Genomic DNA, 16909 nt, shown 5'->3' with positions numbered 1-16909 from the left:
ACGGATGCAGTACCGCCCCGGACTGCTGGTCGGCTTCCTGGCCAGCACCGGCTTGGAGTTCGGATCGTTCCTATAACAACCGCCCTTAATGATCTTTAGGTGATCGCCGGCGTAGCCCTCCACCGCCCGACACGGCCGCCGCGGTCGGTCGATGAGCGGGAGCCCAACACACCCGCGCAGACGTAAGGGCCTACGACGCCCATCCGCACACTTCTGGCCGCTCCCCACAACCGGCTTCGATCCGGCTGCAGCGGGCCGGGGGAAGGGTGGGCCGTAGGCCCATCCCGCAGGGACGCGCAGCGCCCTTCCGGCGACCCGCGGCAGCCGGCATCCTCGGCCGGCTGTGGAGCGGTTGCCTGGTCCCTCAGGACGGCTCAGGTGGGCCCGCGGATCACGGCATCTCAGTCCGCACACAGTCCGCAGAGTCCGCAGAAAGTCCGCGACACAGCCAGCATCGGTCGTCGTCGGCCAACAAAGCCCAGCGATGAAGCCCCAGGTCAAGTCCATCTTTCATCGATCACCGCACGCAGCCATGCATCCCGGGTCAGTTCTGGGTCAACAAGCTCATCTGCCTGAACCGCGCGGGTCAGCCGATTGTGTAATTGCTCTCCGTCACGTGTCCCGGATGATGTGCGCGACGGCATCGATCTCGATCCGGGAGGCTCCCCGGAATGCGACGATCTGCACCGTCGTCCGCGCCGGCGCGCCGGCGGAGTTGACGCGGCGGCGGTAGACGTCGTTCAGGATCGGCAGGTCATCGATGTCGGTGACGAAGATCGAGACCTTGAGGATCGTGGCCAGGCTCGCGCCACTCTCGTTGAGGATCGCCTCCAGGTTGTCGATGGCGAGTTCGACCTGCTCTCCGAAGTCGGCGGGCGTGTTGCCGTCCGCGTCTATCGGGAGTTGGCCGCTGGTCCAGACAAGGTCGCCGAAGCGGACGGCGGAGCTGTACGGGGCGGTGGGCGGCGTCCCTTGCAGGGTGATGAGCGTGCGCTTGGCGGTGGTGCCCGTGGCAACGTCGGTCATGAGGAGTCCTTCGATTGGATGGTGCTGACCTGTAGGGCGCAGGCGGGAGCGGGACGGGAGCCGCTACGGCTGATCGCCGACGAGAAAGTCTCGCGCGGCGGCGACTGCGGCCTCCCAGTCGGTTGTTCGGACGGTGAGGCCGCTGCGCCGAGCTGCCGCCAGTAGCTCAGCCTCCTCGTCGGCCGCGACGGTGAGATCGGCTAGGGGCTCCGCTGGCTGGTCCAGGAACTGGAGACGGCAGCTCCAGGAAGCCGGGCTTTCCGACCTCCACCCGTGCAGGTGGAGAGGTCCGCGAGGCCCGCCCACCGCGACGCAGGCCCCGGAGCCCGTCGAGCCGGCCCAGCGCAGGCACACGGCCTGACCGCTGCGCCGAGCGTATTCGGCGAGCGCTGGGGCGAGCATCCACGGCTCGTGCAGCGTGGGTAGCTCCAGCTTTCGCTGACCCGTGGCGAGCAGGTCGCGTAGCGCAGGGGCGAGCAGAACCCCGCTGGCGCCGGCCGGAACGGTCGGCTGCCCGGCGGCGTCGATGCTTATGGCGGAGGCGGGAGGACCAGGAGAACGCTGCAGCAGCGCGACGAGCGCCGACAGCCCGCACTGCGCGAGGACCTCCATCTGCTCCACTCCTCCCGCCACCTCGGACGCCGGTCCGTATGGCACGCCGCGGGCACGAAGGGCCCGGAGAGTGATGTCGCGCAGCTGCCGGGTCGAGATGCGGACGGCGGACGGCGCCGGGGGAACGGCCACGGGTGTCATGCGGCGTCGAAGACGTCGGAGTACAGCCGCAGCCAGTTGCCGCCCAGGACGGCTGCCGTCTCCATGTCGGATAGGCCGGCGGCGGACAGGCCTTCGTGCAGCCGGGGAAAGTCGGCCGCGCTGCGGAACCAGGGCTGCCACTCCGGCCACCGTGCCGCTGGTGGGTCGAGCTTGAGCTTGCCGTGTCGCAGGCGGACCAGGTCCTCATCGTTCCAGCCGCAAGCCAGATCGCTGCCGACGGCGACGTGCTCGAGGCCGATCTGCTCGGCGAGCTTGACGACCATGGCGCAGAAGCTGGCGAGCTCGATCTGCGGACCGCCTATGAAGTGGGGGTAGAGGGTGACGCCGATGACGCCGCCGCGCTGCGTCAGGGCCTCGATGACGTGGTCGGGCTTGTTGCGCGGCGAGTCGCAGAACCAGCGAGGGTTGGCGTGGGTGATGGCGACCGGGCCGGCTGAGGCGTCGATTGCCTCGCGGGTCGTGCGGTCACCGACGTGGGAGCAGTCGACGAGGATGCCGACCCGGTTCATCTCGGCCAGCAGGACCCGGCCGTAGGCCGTCAGCCCGCCGTCCTCCGGGTCGTAACAGGAGCTGCCGGCCATGTTCTGCACGTTGTAGGTGAGTTGCACGATCCGGATGCCCAGCCGGTGGAACAGCTCCACCAGCCCGGGGTCGTCCTCCAGTGGTGCGGTGTTCTGGAAGCCGAGCAGCACTGCGGTTCGACCTTCTTTGTGTGCCGCCCGGATATCGGCGGCGCCGGTTGCCGGGCGGACGAGGTCGCTGTGGGCGCTGAACAGCTGCTGCCAGCGGATCAGCCGATCCAGGGTGCGCCGGGCGTCCTCCCACACGGCAACCGTCGCGTGGAGGCCACTGACACCGCCGGCGCGCAGTTGCTCAAGCATCGAACGGTCCCAGTTGTTGATCTCAATGCCGTCGATGACCGGGAAGGGAGTGCTCATGAGGGGCCTCGTCCAGGAAGGAAGGGGAACAGGTCATGGTCGTAGCGCCGCAGCCGCGGCAGTTCGGCTGCGGCAGGCGTGCCGTTCATCAAGGTGACGCGCACCCAGTCGGTCGACTGCGGCACGTAGTCGCACGCGCCGTACATGGCCAGCTGGAAGCGCTGCAGCTGCAGCGGCAGGAAGTCCCGAGCGAGCAGGTTGTCGCGCACCTCGGCGTAGGGCAGTGCGGCACAGGACTGCACCCGCGCGACGATCGAGCGAAGCTCGGGTGCGGCGATCAGGGTTGCACCGACCGGCTCGCCGTCCGGGCGCCCGGCGACCGCGGCGGCGAGCCGGGCGATTCCGCGGGCAACGTCGACGGGCATCTCCACGCCCGCCCCGGGGTCGCGGCCTCGCACGCCGCGGCGCGGCTCCTCGTTGTCGCGGGAGTAGTACCAGAACCAGTGCTCGGCACCCCGGGCGCGCAGGAGGTCGCGCACCCAGTCGTAGGAGCACAAGGCCGTCCGGAGCTGCCCGACGTCGGCGACAGGGTCGGCGGTGTGCTCGAAGTGGTCGACGTGCAGCATCGCGTCGGCTTGCTCATCGAGGGTGTCGTCCAGATCGGTCAGTGCCCCGAAGAGCACCTCCTGCGCCTCCAGACCCAGGTTGTCCTCCGCCCAGCGCCACACGTCGTCCAGTGGGTGCCGGCCGTTGTGCCGCGCTCCGGAAAGGTTCGCACGGAGCAGCGACAGTTCGGAGCCCAGCGAGCCGGCGTCCTGGAACGGCGCGCAGGGTTGATCCCCCCGAGCCGCACACCAGCTGAGCGCCCGGTCGAGGTGGGAGTGCAGCCGCGGGATCCGGGCGACGGCCCGATCCCGGCTGGTGGTTCGGGCCAGGGCGAGCGCGGTCTCGCGGACGCCAACCCAACGGTCGAGCACCGCCGGGTGGCTGATGACGTAGGGAACCATGCCCAGCCCGGTGGCGTTCCCGATGCCTAGCCCCCGCCGCCATCCGGGCGACAGGGGGACGGCCGCCTCGCTGCGGCACCTGGCCATGTGCTCGACTAGGTCGCAGCTGAACTCGCGGAAGAGCCAGGCGGCCAGCATCTGCGCCCGATACGGGGCCGCGACCGGCCGGCGGGTGCGGACGCCGTCGTAGGTGGCCATCCCGAATCGGCCGTTGCCGTAGTAGGCGGTGCTGCGGAGGACGTACGGCGAGGAGCCGACGAGGTTGGCGGACGGCTGCCGGCCGGCGGCGAGGCACTCGACGACGTAGTCGAAGAACCGTGCGCTGCGGTTGCCCCGCGTCCAGACCAGAGTGGCCGGGTCGGCCGTGCCCTGCTCCTGGCGGGGCACCTCGGCCCGGATGTGCTCCATCCGTGCGGCGTCGAGCGGCCCGTCGACCAGTGCGGCGGTCACGTCCCAGGCGGAGGCGATGACCCGGTCGGTGCGCAGTCGCTCCTCGATGACGGTGGAGAGGACGACAAATCGCAGGGTGCACTCCTCGGCGTCGACCCGGTAGACCGCCTCGCCGACGCCGTCGGAGTCGACTGCCCACCGCTCCACGGTGACCGTCCAGCCTTGCTGCACGGCGCGACGCAGCAGCGAGGCGGTGAAGCTGTGCCGGGTTGCCCGCGCGGCACCGAGCCGCTCTGGGGCCATCACCTCGGCGGCGGGACGGCGCCAGGCCGCTAGGGGGTCGATGGGCTGTCGCGCCAGCATCGCGGTGACCATCCCGATCAGCGCTCGGTCCGTGGCGCGTCGGCCGCCGTCGCGGACATGGCCGGACCGGACTGGACCGGCTCGTCGGTTGCGGCGTCGTCGCGGTCGGTGTCCGCCCGCGGGACCGGCAGCGGACGCCCGGCCCGCCGACGTCGGGACAGATGCTGCTCACGTGCCATCTCCTGGGCGATCCGCGGCGCCGTCCACAGGAGGGGCAGCATGACCAGGCCCACCGGGACCGCGGTCACCACGATGAACGACTGCAGCGCGGTGATGCCGCCGTCGCCGATCGAGATGAGCACCGCCGCGGCCAGGCCCAGAAGGACCGCCCAGCCGGCGCGGACCGCGCGCTCGGGCTCCCCGTGGTTGGTGCCCGCGGCGGCGATGCTGTAGGCCATCGAATCGGTGGTCGTGGCCACGAACGTCACGGTGAGCACCAAGAATGCGACGGCCAGGACGCTGGCCAGCGGGAGATTGCCCGCGATGGCGATGATCGCGCCTGGCAGCCCGTTGTCGGTGAGCGGGCCGGAGATGGCCCCCGGGTCCTGCTGCTCGAGCCAGATTCCGGTGCCGCCGAGGACGGTGAACCAGAAGGCGGTGGCAACCGGCGGCACGATAGCGGTCCAGCCGACGAGCTCGCGCAGCGTCCGGCCGCGGGAGATGCGTGCGATGAAGATCGCCATCAGCGGGGCGTAGCCGAGGAACCAGCCGAAGAAGAAGATCGTCCATCCGCCGGCCCAGGCGGCGTCGCCCTGGTACAGCGACATCGGGACGAAGTCCCGCAGGTAGACGCCGAAGCCACCGAGGAAGTTCGTCACCACGAAGCTAATCGAGCCCAGGACCAGCACCGCGGCCATGAGCACGAGCGCGCCGACAACGTTGAGCCGGCTGAGGAACTGGATACCCCGATTGATCCCGGTCGCCACCGACACAACCGCCACCGCCGTGAGGCCCACGATGACCGCCAGCTGGGTGGCGTAGGTGTTAGGGACGCCGAACAGATCCGACAGGCCGAAGGAGACCTGCAGGCCGAGAAAACCGATCGGACCCACCGTGCCGGCCACGACCGCGATGATGCATACCACGTCGACGACGCTGCCGAGGACTGAGGTACGGACCCGCTCACCGAGGAGGGGGTACAGCAGCGTCCGCGGCCGCAGCGGGAGTCCCTTTTCGGCGCCGCGCAACATCACGACCGCGCCGAGGGTGCCGAGGACCGCCCAGACCAGGAAACCCCAGTGGACGAAGCTCTGCGCTAGGGCGGCGCGGGCGGCCTCGTCCGAGCCCGGCTCGACGTCACCGAAGAATGGCGGGGTGCTGATGAAGTGGTACATCGGCTCGGCGGCGGCCCAGAACACGCCGCCGCCGGCCAGCAGCGTGCACATCACCATGGCGACCCACTTGAACCGCCCGTACTCCGGCGGTGCGCTGCCACCTAGCCGCACCCGGCCCCACGGTGAGACGGCAAGGGCGACCGCAATGACGAACGTGACCAGCAGGAGCAGCTGCCAGTAGAGACCAAACCACTGGGTCGCGAAAGTGAACCCGGCGTTGATCCACCGTCCGGTGAACTCCGGCGCGGCGACCGCGGCGATCACGAAGGCAGCGAGGATGCCGCCGCTGGCGCCGGTCACCGCCAGATCGGTTCGTCGTGCAGAACGAGCGCGTGCCATAACTTGTCCTTCGTTGGGCGTCGAGTGGAGCACGGAAGGGAGGGGCGGTGCAGGTGTCTGTGGGGCTCAGTACGTGGCCCTCAGTACGTAGCGCTCGAGTAGACGGCCTTGGTCTCGGTGAAGAAGTCGCGGGCAGCAGCCCCCTGCTCCTTCGGGCCCGGAGCCGATGAGGACTTCATCCCGCCAAAGGGCACATGCAGCTCGGAGCCGGTCGTCGACTGGTTGATGTTGATCAGTCCGGCATCGAGCTCCTCGGCGGCCCGACGGGCGAGCCGTTCGCTGCCGGTGAAGACTGCGGCCGACAGCCCGTAACGGGTGTCGTTGGCCAGCCGAAAGCCCTCGTCGACCGAGGCGAATGGCAGGACGATCGACACCGGTCCGAATACCTCGTCGCAGGCGAGCCCGATCGTCGGCTTGTCGGAGGCCAGCAGGGTGGGCCGGACGTAGTAGCCGCCGTCCGGAAGCACTTGCTGCCCCTCCCCGCTGGTAAGCAGCTCGGCGCCCTCGGCGAGGGCGGCGGACACGGCGGTCACGACCTCGTCTTTCGCCGACTGCGAGACCAGAGGGCCAACCTGCACGCCGGCGGCCAGCCCGTCGCCCACCCGCAGGGCCTGCAGCGCCGGGACGAGCCGGTCGAGCAGCGCGTCGCGGATGTCGTCGTGCACGAGTACGCGCCGGGCGGCGGTGCACTTCTGGCCCGTTCCGCTGGAGATGCTCGTCACCAGCGCGGGCACGGTCAGGTCGAGGTCTGCGTCGGACAGCACGACCGCGGGGTTGTGCCCCCCGAGTTCCAGCTGCGCCTTCGCGCCGCGGGCGGCGGCCAGGGACCCAATGCGTCGTCCGACACCCTCGGAGCCGGTGAAGGTGATCGCAGCGACGCGCGGATCCTCCACGATCTGCTGACCGCGGGCGCCGCTGCCCGGTACGAACTGGAGCACGCCGGCAGGCAGCCCCGCCTCCAGCAGGGTCCGGACCAGCTCTGCGGCGATGAGGACGGTGTGAGAGGCCGGCTTCCACACGACGGTGCAGCCGTGCACGAGTGCGGGCGCGATCTTCCACACCGGGATGTTGAGCGGAAAGTTCCACGGCGTGATTACGCCGACCACGCCGACCGGCACGCGGTGGGTGCGGATCAGCTCGTCGGCGGTGGAGCCGTGGAAGACCTCACCGGCCGGTTGCCAAGCCTGCAGGCCGTGGTAACGCAGCGTCTCCGCGGAGCGGATGACCTCCCCACGCGACTCGGCCAGCGTCTTGCCCTCCTCCAGGGTGAGCAGCTCCGCCAGCGCCTCGACTCGTGCCTCCAGCAGCTCGGCGGCCCGGACGAGGATGCGGCCCCGTTCCAGTGCCGGGCGACGGCGCCAGGCCGAGCCGGCGTGCACCGCCGCTTCGACTGCGCGGTCTACCGTCCCGGCGTCCGCCGCCAGCCACGAACCGACGATGGACGCGGGCCGCGCCGGGTTCTCCCGATCAACGCTCTCCAGCCCCTTGTCGAGCCAGGCGCCTCCGACGAACGGAGCGGCCCACGGTCGGCTGTCTGTCATGTCCTGTCCTCGTCCCGTTGTGAGTGAGATCACCGGACCTGACGGTAGGAGCGTCATCGAGACCCGTCCAAGACCTGTCTTGTGCGAATCGATACGCTCGGTGCATTGATCGGGAGGGACGTCTTGGAGCTCCGACAACTCGCCTACTTCGTCGCCGTCGCGGAGGAACTGCACTTTGGTCGCGCCGCGCAACGTCTCCTGCTCGCCCAGCCGTCGCTCTCGCGGCAGATCCGGCAGTTGGAGGACGAGCTTGGGGTCACGCTGCTGGAGCGGACCAGCCGACGGGTCGAGCTCACCGTCGGCGGCAGGACCTTCCTCGACCACGCCGTCGCCACGCTGGCACAGGTCGAGGAGGCCCGAGTCGCGGCTCGGCGCGCTGCAAGCGGCCTCGCCGGTCAGGTGCGGCTTGGCTTCGTCGCGTCGGTCGCCGTCGCGGTCCTGCCTGACCTTGTCGCGGCGCACCGCCGGTCTCGTCCGCAGGTCACGCTCGATCTCCGGGAGATGACCACGGAGGCGCAGGTGCCGGCGCTGGTTGAGGGCCGCATCGACGTCGGACTCGCGCGCGACCTCGAACCCGTGCCCGGACTACGTCTCCAGACGGTCGCGCGAGAACGGCTGTTGGTGACCATGCCGGCGCACCACTCACTTCACTCTCGCCGCAAACTTCACTTCGCCGAACTCCGCGAGGAGCCGTTCGTCACTCTCCCGCGGGATCAGGTGCCCCGGGCCTGGGACCGCTTGTGGATGCTGAGCCGCCGGGCGGGCTTCGCCCCCCGGATAGCGCAGGAGGCGCTGCAGTACACGACCATGCTTGCCCTGGTGGCTGCCGACATTGGAGTGGCCGTCGTCCCCGAGTCCGTGCGTAGCCTGCGCACTTCTGGCGTCAAGTACGTACCGATCGACGATTCCGACGCCGAGTCCGTAATCCTGGCGGTTTCCCGCGTGGACGAGCGCAATCCCGCCGTTCCTGGCTTCTTGAACTTGATGGACCGTGACAGCCTTCTGGAAACACGTACCTGAGCCCTCTCCAGGCTGCGGCGCCACGACCTGCCAGGCGACCATGGTGGGGAGACAGCGGCCGACCCTCCCGCGGTGGAGCCGGCACCTGATCGCCGGCCCCGCGTTCATGCCGCCGCCAGCGAGGAAAGTCGCGAGCCACGAGTCGGAGCATGGCCTGCGCTGTGTCCCGCCGGGGCCACTCGATTGGTTCCTGTGACAACGACGTCGTGCACAGGCACCGATGGCGCGGTTAGCCTGCTCGCGCTCTCGGCGCTACGGTGCCGTCGGGTCCGGCTCCGAGTTCACCCGTCACGGGGCCGAGCGGTGCCCGTGGCCAGTAAGGACGGGCGCGGTCGACTACGGTCCAGCACCGGCTGACGTAACCCCGCCAACGGAGTCCTGCGCGCCTGGCCTGTCGAGTATCGCGGCCCGGCGGTCCCGCGCCGAGTCCGCAACAAGTCCGCAAGAAGTCCGTTTCAGCTCGTCGGTGACCAATCAAGACCAGTCGCATGTGCGCAGGTCAGACCAGAAGTACGACGTCTCAGCGCAGGTCAGGCGGTCGGCTCAAATGATGTCCGGGATGACTACGTGCGCCTCCCGTCCTAGCTGCCGGGCCGATATGTGCGGTAGCTCTTTTTCTTCGAGCTTCGAGCTTGGAGCTTGGAAAGGCAAGCTAACTACACTGGTATTCAGTCGTTCCCGTACTCACTCAATTCAGCATACTCAGCCGGGTTGCCCACATCCGGGAACGCCTCGGGCAGCCCTGCTGCCTGCACTTGCTCGTAGCCGTCGAGAACTAGGTGGCATGTGGAGCAACCGAAATAATCGGAGCCGACGGTGAGGTTGACCCAGACGTCGTAATCCCCGCCCGGAGTCTCTTCGCCGGCCCACTCGTGGGACAGAACGTCTTCGCCTTCCAGCGTGCCGGGCGATCCGCACGCTGGACACGTCGCCTCGAAGTGGTGGGAGAGCCCCGCAGTCGGCTCAGAGGTGGCGGCCCACTCAGCCTCCTGCCGAGCAGTCATGAGGCCGGACTGGTGGAGGTTGAGCCGCTGTTTGGCCCGCTCGATCAGCGTGGTTACGCGCTCCTCGATGTGCTCGCGGTTGCTGGCCAGGTGCTCCTCTACGACGGACACGCGATCAGGGCCCACGAACTCCTCGATCTCCCTGTCCTGAGCGGTGAGGAGGATGGCCGCCTGCGCCCAGAACCGCGGCCACCAGGCGTGGGGCGGAAGGGCAGAGATGGTGGCCGCGCCGCCATGGAGGTACTCGTTGCGCCCGGCCGCGAACGCTGTTGCCTCCTTGAGGCTGAACGGGTGGAACGCCCTCGCGCAGCGGGTGAAGATCGTCTTTGCTGGGGCTGACTGGAACGTCGCCTCGCCCTGCACAAGGCCACTGGCAACCAGGAGGTTGGTGCCCTCCTCGTTGGGCGTCGCGATCAAGAGGGGGGACACACGCGACAGGGCCGCCTTGGCCAGCAGTTCCAGGGAGAGTGACGCCCAGAGGGCCTGTTCATCGAAGCTGCGATGCTCCTCCGAGTCCATCGCGCGGTTGATGAACAGCCGCGACTTCATCCAAAGCGCGTCCTCTGCCCACGGTGCCGTCATCGCTTGGCCTTCGCGCGGTAGGCGATGCGAGTCAGCTTCCTGTCGGCGTCGTCCTCGCCAACGGCCGCGCGAGCGTGCAAGGTGCGCCGGTTGTTGATCACGAGCACCCTGTTGTGCTCAGTCCACTCGTGGCGATACGCACCGCTTGCCAGGGAGTCGAAATGCCGGGCCGCCTCGTGAGCGCGCTCGTCGGCGGGTGTCATGCAGCCGGGGTCGTAGCGGTAGCCCCCTCGGTCGGTATATGCGGAGGCGAGAAACCGGGTGCTGCCGCTGCGGACCAGGAAGACCCCACCCTCCAGGCAGGACGGCCGATCGATGCGGGGGTAACCGGGGTTGGTCACCTTGCAGGCGTCGCTCCAGAGCACCGTCGGCGTGCTGTTGGGCTTCTCGGAGTAGAGCACCACGAAGTCGGGCGGCTCCTGGAGGTGTGCCCCGTCGGTGTGCAGTGGCTGCTCGCCCAAGCCGTGAGTCGCACTCAACGAATGAGGGTGCGCCTTCTCGGCGGACGTGGGACGGAGCACGCTGACGGGGCTGTCGCCCTTCCGGGTGGCGACCTCCTCCCACTGCAGTTGCCGTGCTCGGAAGCGGATCCGCCACAGCTCGGTCGTGCCCACGGCCCATCCGTCCTCATGCGCCGCGTTGGCGAGTTCCGTGAAGTCGTCCATCGGGCTCCATGTCCGGGTCGAGGGGTCGCCTCATCCTCCGCATGGGCGAGTTGGCACCGCGGCGGGGGGTCAACCTGTGTGCCGGCCGCCTCGATTAAGAGCGAGCAGCCTCCTAGCGCCTGGAGACCACCGGCCGTGCCCGCTGCGTGCCCGTAGAACGGGCACGCAGCGGCTATTAGGGGTAGCCAGCGGTCTGAACGACTCCGGCCTTGACCTGCGGAAACGATTGATCGGCGTTGGTTCGGGGAGCCCCTATATCAGGCTTGAAAACCGGTAGGAGTTCACAGCTCCTCGTGGGTTCGAATCCCACGCCCTCCGCCTTGTGATGTCTCAGGACGTCCGGGCCGGCCCGGCGCCGGGTCCGGCGGCTCCCGCCCGACCGGAGCCAGTCAGCTGCGGATGAGCAGCTCCCCGCCGTCCACGCGGAAGTCGCGGTGCAGCTCGCGGAGGACCGCCAGGCCGTCGTCGTCGGCGGCGCCCACGCCTCGGAGGTCGAGCACCACGCGGGCGTGGCCGGCGTCGCGGAGCCGGTCGGCCGTGCCGCGCACCAGGTCCGCGCCCATCGAGGTCAGGTGGCCGCTCACCGTGATCAGCCCCGCCCGCCGGTCGACGACCTCGCTCAGCACCCCGGTCACGCGACCGCCAGCGCGGGCTCGGCGACCAGGACCCGCCACAGGCCGGTGCGGCGCAGCAGCTGCTCGGTGCGGGGGGCGGCGCCGCGCAGCACCACCGCGCCACAGCGGGCCCGACAGATGCGGTGCGCCGACACCAGGACGGCGACGACGGCGTCCGGCAGGTCCTGCACCCGGGAGACGTCGACCACGAGGGAGCGGGCCCCGGCGTGCAGCGGGTCGAGCAGCGCCCAGCGGACGTCGGCCAGGCCGCCGGCGAGCAGCCGGTCGTCGAGGTGGACCGTGCTCGTGTCGGCCCGGTTCGGTGTGGGGGCCATCGTCATCGCCGTCCTCCTCGTGGTCACTGATCGCTATCCTGCGCGCACGGTCTGACAGTTCCCTGGATCCGACGTGGGAGTCCGCTGCTGCTGGCGTGACCCGCGCGGGGGAGGCCCGCTGCAGCCGCACCGTCCGGATGACGATGGAGGGGGCATGCGCTCCGCCGACCCGCTGCGTGCACGGGACCCACGCGCCTCGGCGCACGCGATCGTGCTGATCATGGGGGTCTCCACCGTCGTCCTCGCGCTGCTCACGACGTTCGGGCCCAACTCGGTCAGCAGCGCGACGAGGGCCGCCTCCTGGGCGGGGGTCGCCGTGCTGGTCACGACGATCGCGCTGTGCCGCCTCGTCCCGGCCGAGCGGGTGGACCGGGCCGGCGGCTTCGTCCTCATCGGGCTGGCCGGCGTGCTGCTGATCTGCGTGCTGAACGTGGCGACCGACGACCCCTCCGCCGGCGCCCAGGCGTTCCTCGCCTTCCCGGTGCTCTGGGCGGCGTCGCACCTGCGCTGGGCCGCCGTCGCCCTGGTGACGGCGGCGGCCGTGGTGGGCAACGGGATCACCCAGGTGTTGCTCCAGCCCCTCGAGCCGGCGATGCACGACCAGCTCGTCATCGGGACCGTGCTCGTCGTGGCGGCCGTGATCCTGGGCCGTGCCGCCTCGGTGCAGGACCGCCTGGTCGCGGCGCTGCAGCAGCAGGCCGACGTCGACCCGCTCACCGGGCTGGTCACCCGGCGGGTCCTGGACGACGCCCTGACCGGCGCCCTCGAGCGGGACCCGACCGGCGACGGGACGGCGCTGGTGCTGCTGGACATCGACTCGTTCAAGCAGATCAACGACGCGCACGGCCACCCGGTGGGGGACGACGCGCTGGTCCACCTCTCCGACCTGGTCCGGCGCCAGGTGCGGGCGGGGGACGCCGTGGTCGGCCGCCTCGGCGGTGACGAGCTCGCGCTGCTGCTGCCCGGCTGCGCCGCCGAGACCGCGGCCCGGCGCGCCCGGGAGCTGGTCGAGGCGGTGCGCGCCGCACCGCTGCCGCGCGCCGACGGCGGCGCGCTGCCGCTGTCGATCAGCGTGGGGGTCGCCCACGCGCCGCTGCACGCCGCGTCCGTGCGCGAGCTCTACGCCGCCGCGGACGCGGCGCTGTACCAGGCCAAACGGGCCGGTCGCGACCGCGTCGAGGTCGCCGTCAGTCCCGTCCCCCGGCCAGCCGACGGGCTGCCGCGGCAACGGTCCGCCCCGTGAGCCGCCCGTCGGACAGGCCGAGCGCCACCACGTCGTCGAAGACCCGCTGATCGGCGCCGGCCGCGCGGACGGCGGCGTCCATCAGCCGCGGCCAGCGGGAGAGCTCCGAGGCGACCCGGGTGGCCCAAAGGTGCGCGCCGAGTCGCCGCCGCAGCGCCTCCCGGTACCGCGCGCCCGCGCCGGCCCCCGCCGACCACGCCGCGCCCGCCAATGCCCCGGAGAGCACCGCGTAGAAGATGCCCTCGCCGGTCAGCGGGTTGACCAGCGACGCGGCGTCGCCGGCCAGCAGCACCCGGCCATCGGGCAGCCGCGGCCGGCCGGTGGACAGCGGCAGCCGGTGCGCGCGCAGCCCCTCGGGCGCGACGCCGGGCAGCAGTCGGTGCAGCCCCTCGACCAGCGCCGCGCGGGTCGCACCGCCCGACACCAGCTCGCCGTAGCCGACGTTGGCCCGTCCGTCGCCGAGCGGGAAGGACCACGCGTAGGCCGGCCACCGCTGCTCGGTGGTCACCAGCACCTGCGTGGCGCCCTGGCCGGGCAGCGCGGGCGCGTAGCCGCGGATCGCCACGGCCAGCCGGTCGGCGCGGTTGGACCCCAGCCCCAGGGCCCGGCGGACGACGGACTCCGCGCCGTCCGCCCCGACGAGCACGCCCGCCCGCACGGTGCCGTCGACGGTGACGCCGTCCGGGTCGGCCGCCAGGGTGCGCACGGTCGACCGGCGGAACTGCGCCCCGGCCGCCCGCGCGGCCGCCAGCAGCCGGGCGTCGAGCACCTGCCGGGGGACGACGGACGACGGCCGGTGCGTGTCGCGCTCCACCGTCGCCCCGCCCGGTGCCCGCAGCGAGAGCCGGGGGACCGGCGGGTAGCCGCAGGTCAGCGCGGCCGGGTCGACGCCGAGATCGGCGAGGACGTCGAGCGCCTCGGGGGCCACGCCGTCGCCGCACACCTTGTCGCGGGGGAAGTCGGCGCGGTCGAGGACGAGCACCGAGGCGCCGCCGCGGCGGGCGGCCAGCGCCGCGGCCGACCCGGCCGGGCCGCCGCCCACGACGACGACGTCCCAGTTCTCCACCGGCCCGACGCTAGGTGGTGTCCCCCCTCCCGGCCGGGTCAGGGCGGGGTCGGCGCCCACTTCCGGGCCGGGTGCTCGTAGCGCTCGACGAAGGCCAGCAGCTCCTCGACGTCGGTGACCACGCCCAGCGCGTCCAGCCGGCGGCCGTCGAGGTACCCGTCGTCCACCATGCGGCGCAACTGGGCCAGCAGTGGCTGCCAGAACCCGTCGACGTCCACCAGGACCGCAGGCTTGGCGTGCAGGCCGAGCATCCCCCAGGTCCAGGCCTCGAACAGCTCCTCCAGCGTGCCGGCCGCGCCGGGCAGGGCGACGAAGGCGTCGGCGAGCTCGGCCATCCGCGCCTTGCGCTCGTGCATCGAGCCGACCACTTCCAGCCGCGGCAGCCCGGGGTGGGCGAGCTCGTCGTCCACCAGGTGCTGGGGGATGACGCCGACGACGTCGCCGCCGGCGGCCAGGCCAGCGTCGGCGACCACGCCCATCAGGCCGGCGCGCCCGCCGCCGTAGACGATGCCCACGCCGGCGCGGGCGAGCCCGGCGGCGAACTGCGCCACGGCGGACCGGTGGGACGGCGGCCCGCTCTGGGACCCGGTGAAGACGGCGACGCGCACGACCTCGAGCTTGTCACGGCGGCGCCGGCACCCCGGACGGGGTTCACTGGGCGGGTGTTCTCCTCGACCGACGGCTGGGTGACCTGCGCGCTCGGCCACCGGCACTGGGGTCGGGTCGGCGCGGCCGGACTGCTCGTGCACCGCGCCGGCACCGACGGCCCGGAGCTCCTGCTGCAGCACCGGGCCGTCTGGTCGCACCACGGCGGCACGTGGGGGACGCCGGGCGGCGCGCTGCACGCGGGGGAGTCCCCGGAGCACGGCGCCCTCCGCGAGGTGCAGGAGGAGCTGGGGCTGCTGCCGGAGGACCTGGAGCTCGGCCCGGCGTCGGTCGACGACCACGGCGGCTGGTCCTACACGACGGTGCTGGCCCGCCCGGTGCGCGACATCGAGCCGCGCGACCTGACGCTGGACGGCGAGAGCGACGGCGTGGCCTGGATCGCGCTCGGCGACCTGGTGTCGGTACCGCTGCACCCGGGCTTCGAGGCGTCGCTGTACCGCCTGCACGACCTGCTCTCCGCCTGAGCGGCGATTTCCGCGGAAATGGCCGCTCAGGCGGGCGCGACCGTGACGGTGAGCGCGCGGTGGTCGCCGATCGGCAGCACGGTCGCGGCGCCGTCGCTGCCGCGCAGCCGGCCCCCGACGGCCAGCAGGTGGTCCAGCTGCACCCGCGGGGCGGACGCCGGGAAGCTGGGTGCGCGCACCAGCGGCGTCGCCCGCAGCACCCGGGCGGGCAGCGCGCCGGGCAGGTTCAGGTCACCGGTCAACACCACCGGACCAGGCATCCCGGCGATCCACCGGCGCAGCCGCAGCAGCTGGCGCAGGGCGGTGTGCGGCGCGAACGACAGGTGCGTGGCGACGACGGTCAGCGAGTCCAACCGGGCGGCGACGGCGGCCCGCGGCTCGTCGGGGAACCACCACCAGCGCACCCGGCCGGTGCGTGGGTCGGGGCCCTGCACCGGCAGCCGGGCCCGGCCGGAGCCCAGGTCGAGCACCGACCACTGGCGCACCGGCAGTCGGCTGAGCAGGGCGATGCCGTAGAGCGGGCCGGCCGCGGGGGTGCACGGGCCCCGCAGCAGCGGACCGGCCGGCGACCAGCTGCGGAAGGGGTCGGGGGTGCCGGCCACCGTGGCCGCGCTCCGCCAGTCCGTGGCGCCGAGCCCGGCGGCCAGGGCGGCGGCCTGGTCGACGTGTCCGGAGCGGGGTTGCCCGGCGTCGACCTCCTGGACGGCGAGCACGTCCACGTCCAGGCCGGTCAGCGCCTTCTCCAGCGCCGCGGCGTCGAGGACCGGACCGGCCGGGCTGCGTCCCGAGGCCACGTTGACGGTGCCGACTCGCACGGCGGACCCCCCGGACACCCCGGCGACGCTACCCGCGGCGCATGGAGTGGCCGGCGCCGTTCCGTTCGAGGTGCCGCTGGGTGCGGGGACACCTACCCTGTGCACGCCCTGTCCTCCACGCCGAGGGAGCCGGCCTGTCCTCGCGCCCGCGCCACCTCGCCACCGGCGTCGATCGCCCGCGGCGGACGCTGGCCGCCCTGGTGCCGGACGGCCTGCTCAGCCGGGCGCCCCTCGCACTGTTGTCCCTGGCCGGCCTCCTCGCCGCCGCGGCACTGGTGATGATCGGGCTCGCCCCCGCCCCGACGGGCGGCAGCAGCGACCGCGACGCCTCGTCCGGCCCGACGTCCGCGCGGCCCGGCGCCCCCACTGAGGGCATCGGCTCGCCGGCCCGGGAGACGCCACCCCCGGCTCCCACCGCGACGCAGAGCCCGGTCGGGGCCGCCCCGGGTGGCGCACCGGCCGCAGGCGTCCCCGTCGGCGTCGATCCGGCAACCGGGGCCGTGCCCGTGGGCGACCGGCCGGTCGCCGTCCGGACCGACAGCGCCCCGGGCACGGGCTCCGGCACCGGCGGGACGGCGGACGGTGGTGGGACGGCGTCCGGCGGGGGGACGGGGACCAGCGGTGGACCGTCGGACGGGCGCTTATAAACATCTGACGGTGCCGACGGACCACTACGTGTTGCATATGGTGGGTGACGCACACATACAGAACAAAGAACACACTGATCAGCTACAACTAACATAGACCAATGCAAGTCAGATGTTATTAAGACATAACCGAAGA

The 16909-nt window shown here is 71.8% G+C and carries 16 protein-coding genes; 3 read left to right on the top strand and 13 right to left on the bottom strand.

Annotated features, from left to right (window positions below; genetic code table 11):
* Nucleotides 1–612: 612 nt before the first annotated feature.
* The 6 genes from CNO22_RS18625 to CNO22_RS18600 all read right to left on the bottom strand — a co-directional run bounded on the left by CNO22_RS18625 (nucleotide 613) and on the right by CNO22_RS18600 (nucleotide 7652).
* The gene (locus tag CNO22_RS18625) at nucleotides 613–1026 is read right to left on the bottom strand and encodes a RidA family protein (RefSeq protein ID WP_100500776.1); all 414 of its coding nucleotides are present in this window, start codon (nucleotides 1024–1026) and stop codon (nucleotides 613–615) included.
* Nucleotides 1027–1089: 63 nt separating this feature from the next.
* Entirely contained in the window at nucleotides 1090–1647 is a 558-nt protein-coding gene (locus CNO22_RS18620; RefSeq protein WP_100500775.1) for a hypothetical protein, read from the bottom strand.
* Between the two features lie 128 nt (nucleotides 1648–1775).
* Nucleotides 1776–2738: a membrane dipeptidase gene (locus CNO22_RS18615; RefSeq protein ID WP_100500774.1), complete on the bottom strand. Its 963-nt coding sequence runs from the start codon at nucleotides 2736–2738 to the stop codon at nucleotides 1776–1778.
* The gene (locus CNO22_RS18610; RefSeq protein WP_198588433.1) at nucleotides 2735–4438 is read right to left on the bottom strand and encodes a hypothetical protein; all 1704 of its coding nucleotides are present in this window, start codon (nucleotides 4436–4438) and stop codon (nucleotides 2735–2737) included. Before CNO22_RS18610 ends, CNO22_RS18615 begins: the two co-directional genes overlap by 4 nt.
* Nucleotides 4439–4455: 17 nt before the next feature.
* Nucleotides 4456–6072, bottom strand: coding sequence for a BCCT family transporter (locus CNO22_RS18605; protein WP_198588432.1), 1617 nt, complete (start codon nucleotides 6070–6072; stop codon nucleotides 4456–4458).
* Nucleotides 6073–6191: 119 nt separating this feature from the next.
* Entirely contained in the window at nucleotides 6192–7652 is a 1461-nt protein-coding gene (locus tag CNO22_RS18600) for an aldehyde dehydrogenase family protein (protein WP_157937008.1), read from the bottom strand.
* A gap of 81 nt (nucleotides 7653–7733) precedes the next feature.
* On the opposite strand from CNO22_RS18600, the gene CNO22_RS18595 reads away from it, so the two are divergent.
* Nucleotides 7734–8672: a LysR family transcriptional regulator gene (locus tag CNO22_RS18595; RefSeq protein WP_100500771.1), complete on the top strand. Its 939-nt coding sequence runs from the start codon at nucleotides 7734–7736 to the stop codon at nucleotides 8670–8672.
* A 668-nt stretch (nucleotides 8673–9340) separates the two neighbouring features.
* On the opposite strand, the gene CNO22_RS18590 is transcribed toward CNO22_RS18595, so the two are convergent.
* The 4 genes from CNO22_RS18590 to CNO22_RS18575 form a co-directional block, all read right to left on the bottom strand.
* Nucleotides 9341–10225 (bottom strand): hypothetical protein, encoded by an 885-nt coding sequence (locus CNO22_RS18590; protein WP_198588429.1) that lies wholly within the window; start codon nucleotides 10223–10225, stop codon nucleotides 9341–9343.
* Nucleotides 10226–10254: 29 nt separating this feature from the next.
* Nucleotides 10255–10923 carry a TauD/TfdA family dioxygenase gene (locus tag CNO22_RS18585; RefSeq protein WP_100500769.1) on the bottom strand — a complete coding sequence of 223 codons (669 nt, stop codon included), beginning with the start codon at nucleotides 10921–10923 and terminating at the stop codon, nucleotides 10255–10257.
* Nucleotides 10924–11312: 389 nt separating this feature from the next.
* The gene (locus tag CNO22_RS18580) at nucleotides 11313–11558 is read right to left on the bottom strand and encodes an STAS domain-containing protein (protein ID WP_100500768.1); all 246 of its coding nucleotides are present in this window, start codon (nucleotides 11556–11558) and stop codon (nucleotides 11313–11315) included.
* Nucleotides 11555–11878 (bottom strand): STAS domain-containing protein, encoded by a 324-nt coding sequence (locus CNO22_RS18575; protein WP_100500767.1) that lies wholly within the window; start codon nucleotides 11876–11878, stop codon nucleotides 11555–11557. The genes CNO22_RS18580 and CNO22_RS18575 overlap by 4 nt, the downstream gene beginning before the upstream one ends.
* 148 nt (nucleotides 11879–12026) lie before the next feature.
* Here CNO22_RS18575 and CNO22_RS18570 point away from each other — a divergent pair, with 148 nt between their 5' ends.
* On the top strand, nucleotides 12027–13115 hold the full coding sequence (locus tag CNO22_RS18570; RefSeq protein WP_232807155.1) for a GGDEF domain-containing protein: 1089 nt from the start codon (nucleotides 12027–12029) through the stop codon (nucleotides 13113–13115).
* Here CNO22_RS18570 and CNO22_RS18565 read toward each other — a convergent pair.
* Entirely contained in the window at nucleotides 13060–14181 is a 1122-nt protein-coding gene (locus tag CNO22_RS18565) for an NAD(P)/FAD-dependent oxidoreductase (RefSeq protein ID WP_100500766.1), read from the bottom strand. The genes CNO22_RS18570 and CNO22_RS18565 overlap by 56 nt on opposite strands.
* A gap of 38 nt (nucleotides 14182–14219) precedes the next feature.
* Nucleotides 14220–14789 (bottom strand): LOG family protein, encoded by a 570-nt coding sequence (locus tag CNO22_RS18560; protein ID WP_100500765.1) that lies wholly within the window; start codon nucleotides 14787–14789, stop codon nucleotides 14220–14222.
* Nucleotides 14790–14843: 54 nt separating this feature from the next.
* Here CNO22_RS18560 and CNO22_RS18555 point away from each other — a divergent pair, with 54 nt between their 5' ends.
* Nucleotides 14844–15311 carry an NUDIX domain-containing protein gene (locus CNO22_RS18555; protein ID WP_100500764.1) on the top strand — a complete coding sequence of 156 codons (468 nt, stop codon included), beginning with the start codon at nucleotides 14844–14846 and terminating at the stop codon, nucleotides 15309–15311.
* A 26-nt stretch (nucleotides 15312–15337) separates the two neighbouring features.
* Here CNO22_RS18555 and CNO22_RS18550 read toward each other — a convergent pair whose 3' ends face one another.
* Entirely contained in the window at nucleotides 15338–16144 is an 807-nt protein-coding gene (locus tag CNO22_RS18550) for an endonuclease/exonuclease/phosphatase family protein (protein WP_232807154.1), read from the bottom strand.
* Nucleotides 16145–16909: the final 765 nt, after the last annotated feature.

Source organism: Geodermatophilus chilensis, from assembly GCF_002802985.1.
Classification (GTDB): Bacteria; Actinomycetota; Actinomycetes; order Mycobacteriales; family Geodermatophilaceae; genus Geodermatophilus; species Geodermatophilus chilensis.
This window is presented reverse-complemented; position numbering and strand designations above follow the sequence as displayed.

Bases quoted from the DNA above. Each gene is read 5' to 3' on its own strand.
- CNO22_RS18625 (WP_100500776.1), bottom strand. From the start codon at position 1,026: ATGACCGACGTTGCCACGGGCACCACCGCCAAGCGCACGCTCATCACC.
- CNO22_RS18615 (WP_100500774.1), bottom strand. From the start codon at position 2,738: ATGAGCACTCCCTTCCCGGTCATCGACGGCATTGAGATCAACAACTGG.
- CNO22_RS18610 (WP_198588433.1), bottom strand. From the start codon at position 4,438: ATGCTGGCGCGACAGCCCATCGACCCCCTAGCGGCCTGGCGCCGTCCC.
- CNO22_RS18600 (WP_157937008.1), bottom strand. From the start codon at position 7,652: ATGACAGACAGCCGACCGTGGGCCGCTCCGTTCGTCGGAGGCGCCTGG.
- CNO22_RS18590 (WP_198588429.1), bottom strand. From the start codon at position 10,225: ATGAAGTCGCGGCTGTTCATCAACCGCGCGATGGACTCGGAGGAGCAT.
- CNO22_RS18585 (WP_100500769.1), bottom strand. From the start codon at position 10,923: ATGGACGACTTCACGGAACTCGCCAACGCGGCGCATGAGGACGGATGG.
- CNO22_RS18575 (WP_100500767.1), bottom strand. From the start codon at position 11,878: ATGACGATGGCCCCCACACCGAACCGGGCCGACACGAGCACGGTCCAC.
- CNO22_RS18570 (WP_232807155.1), top strand. From the start codon at position 12,027: ATGCGCTCCGCCGACCCGCTGCGTGCACGGGACCCACGCGCCTCGGCG.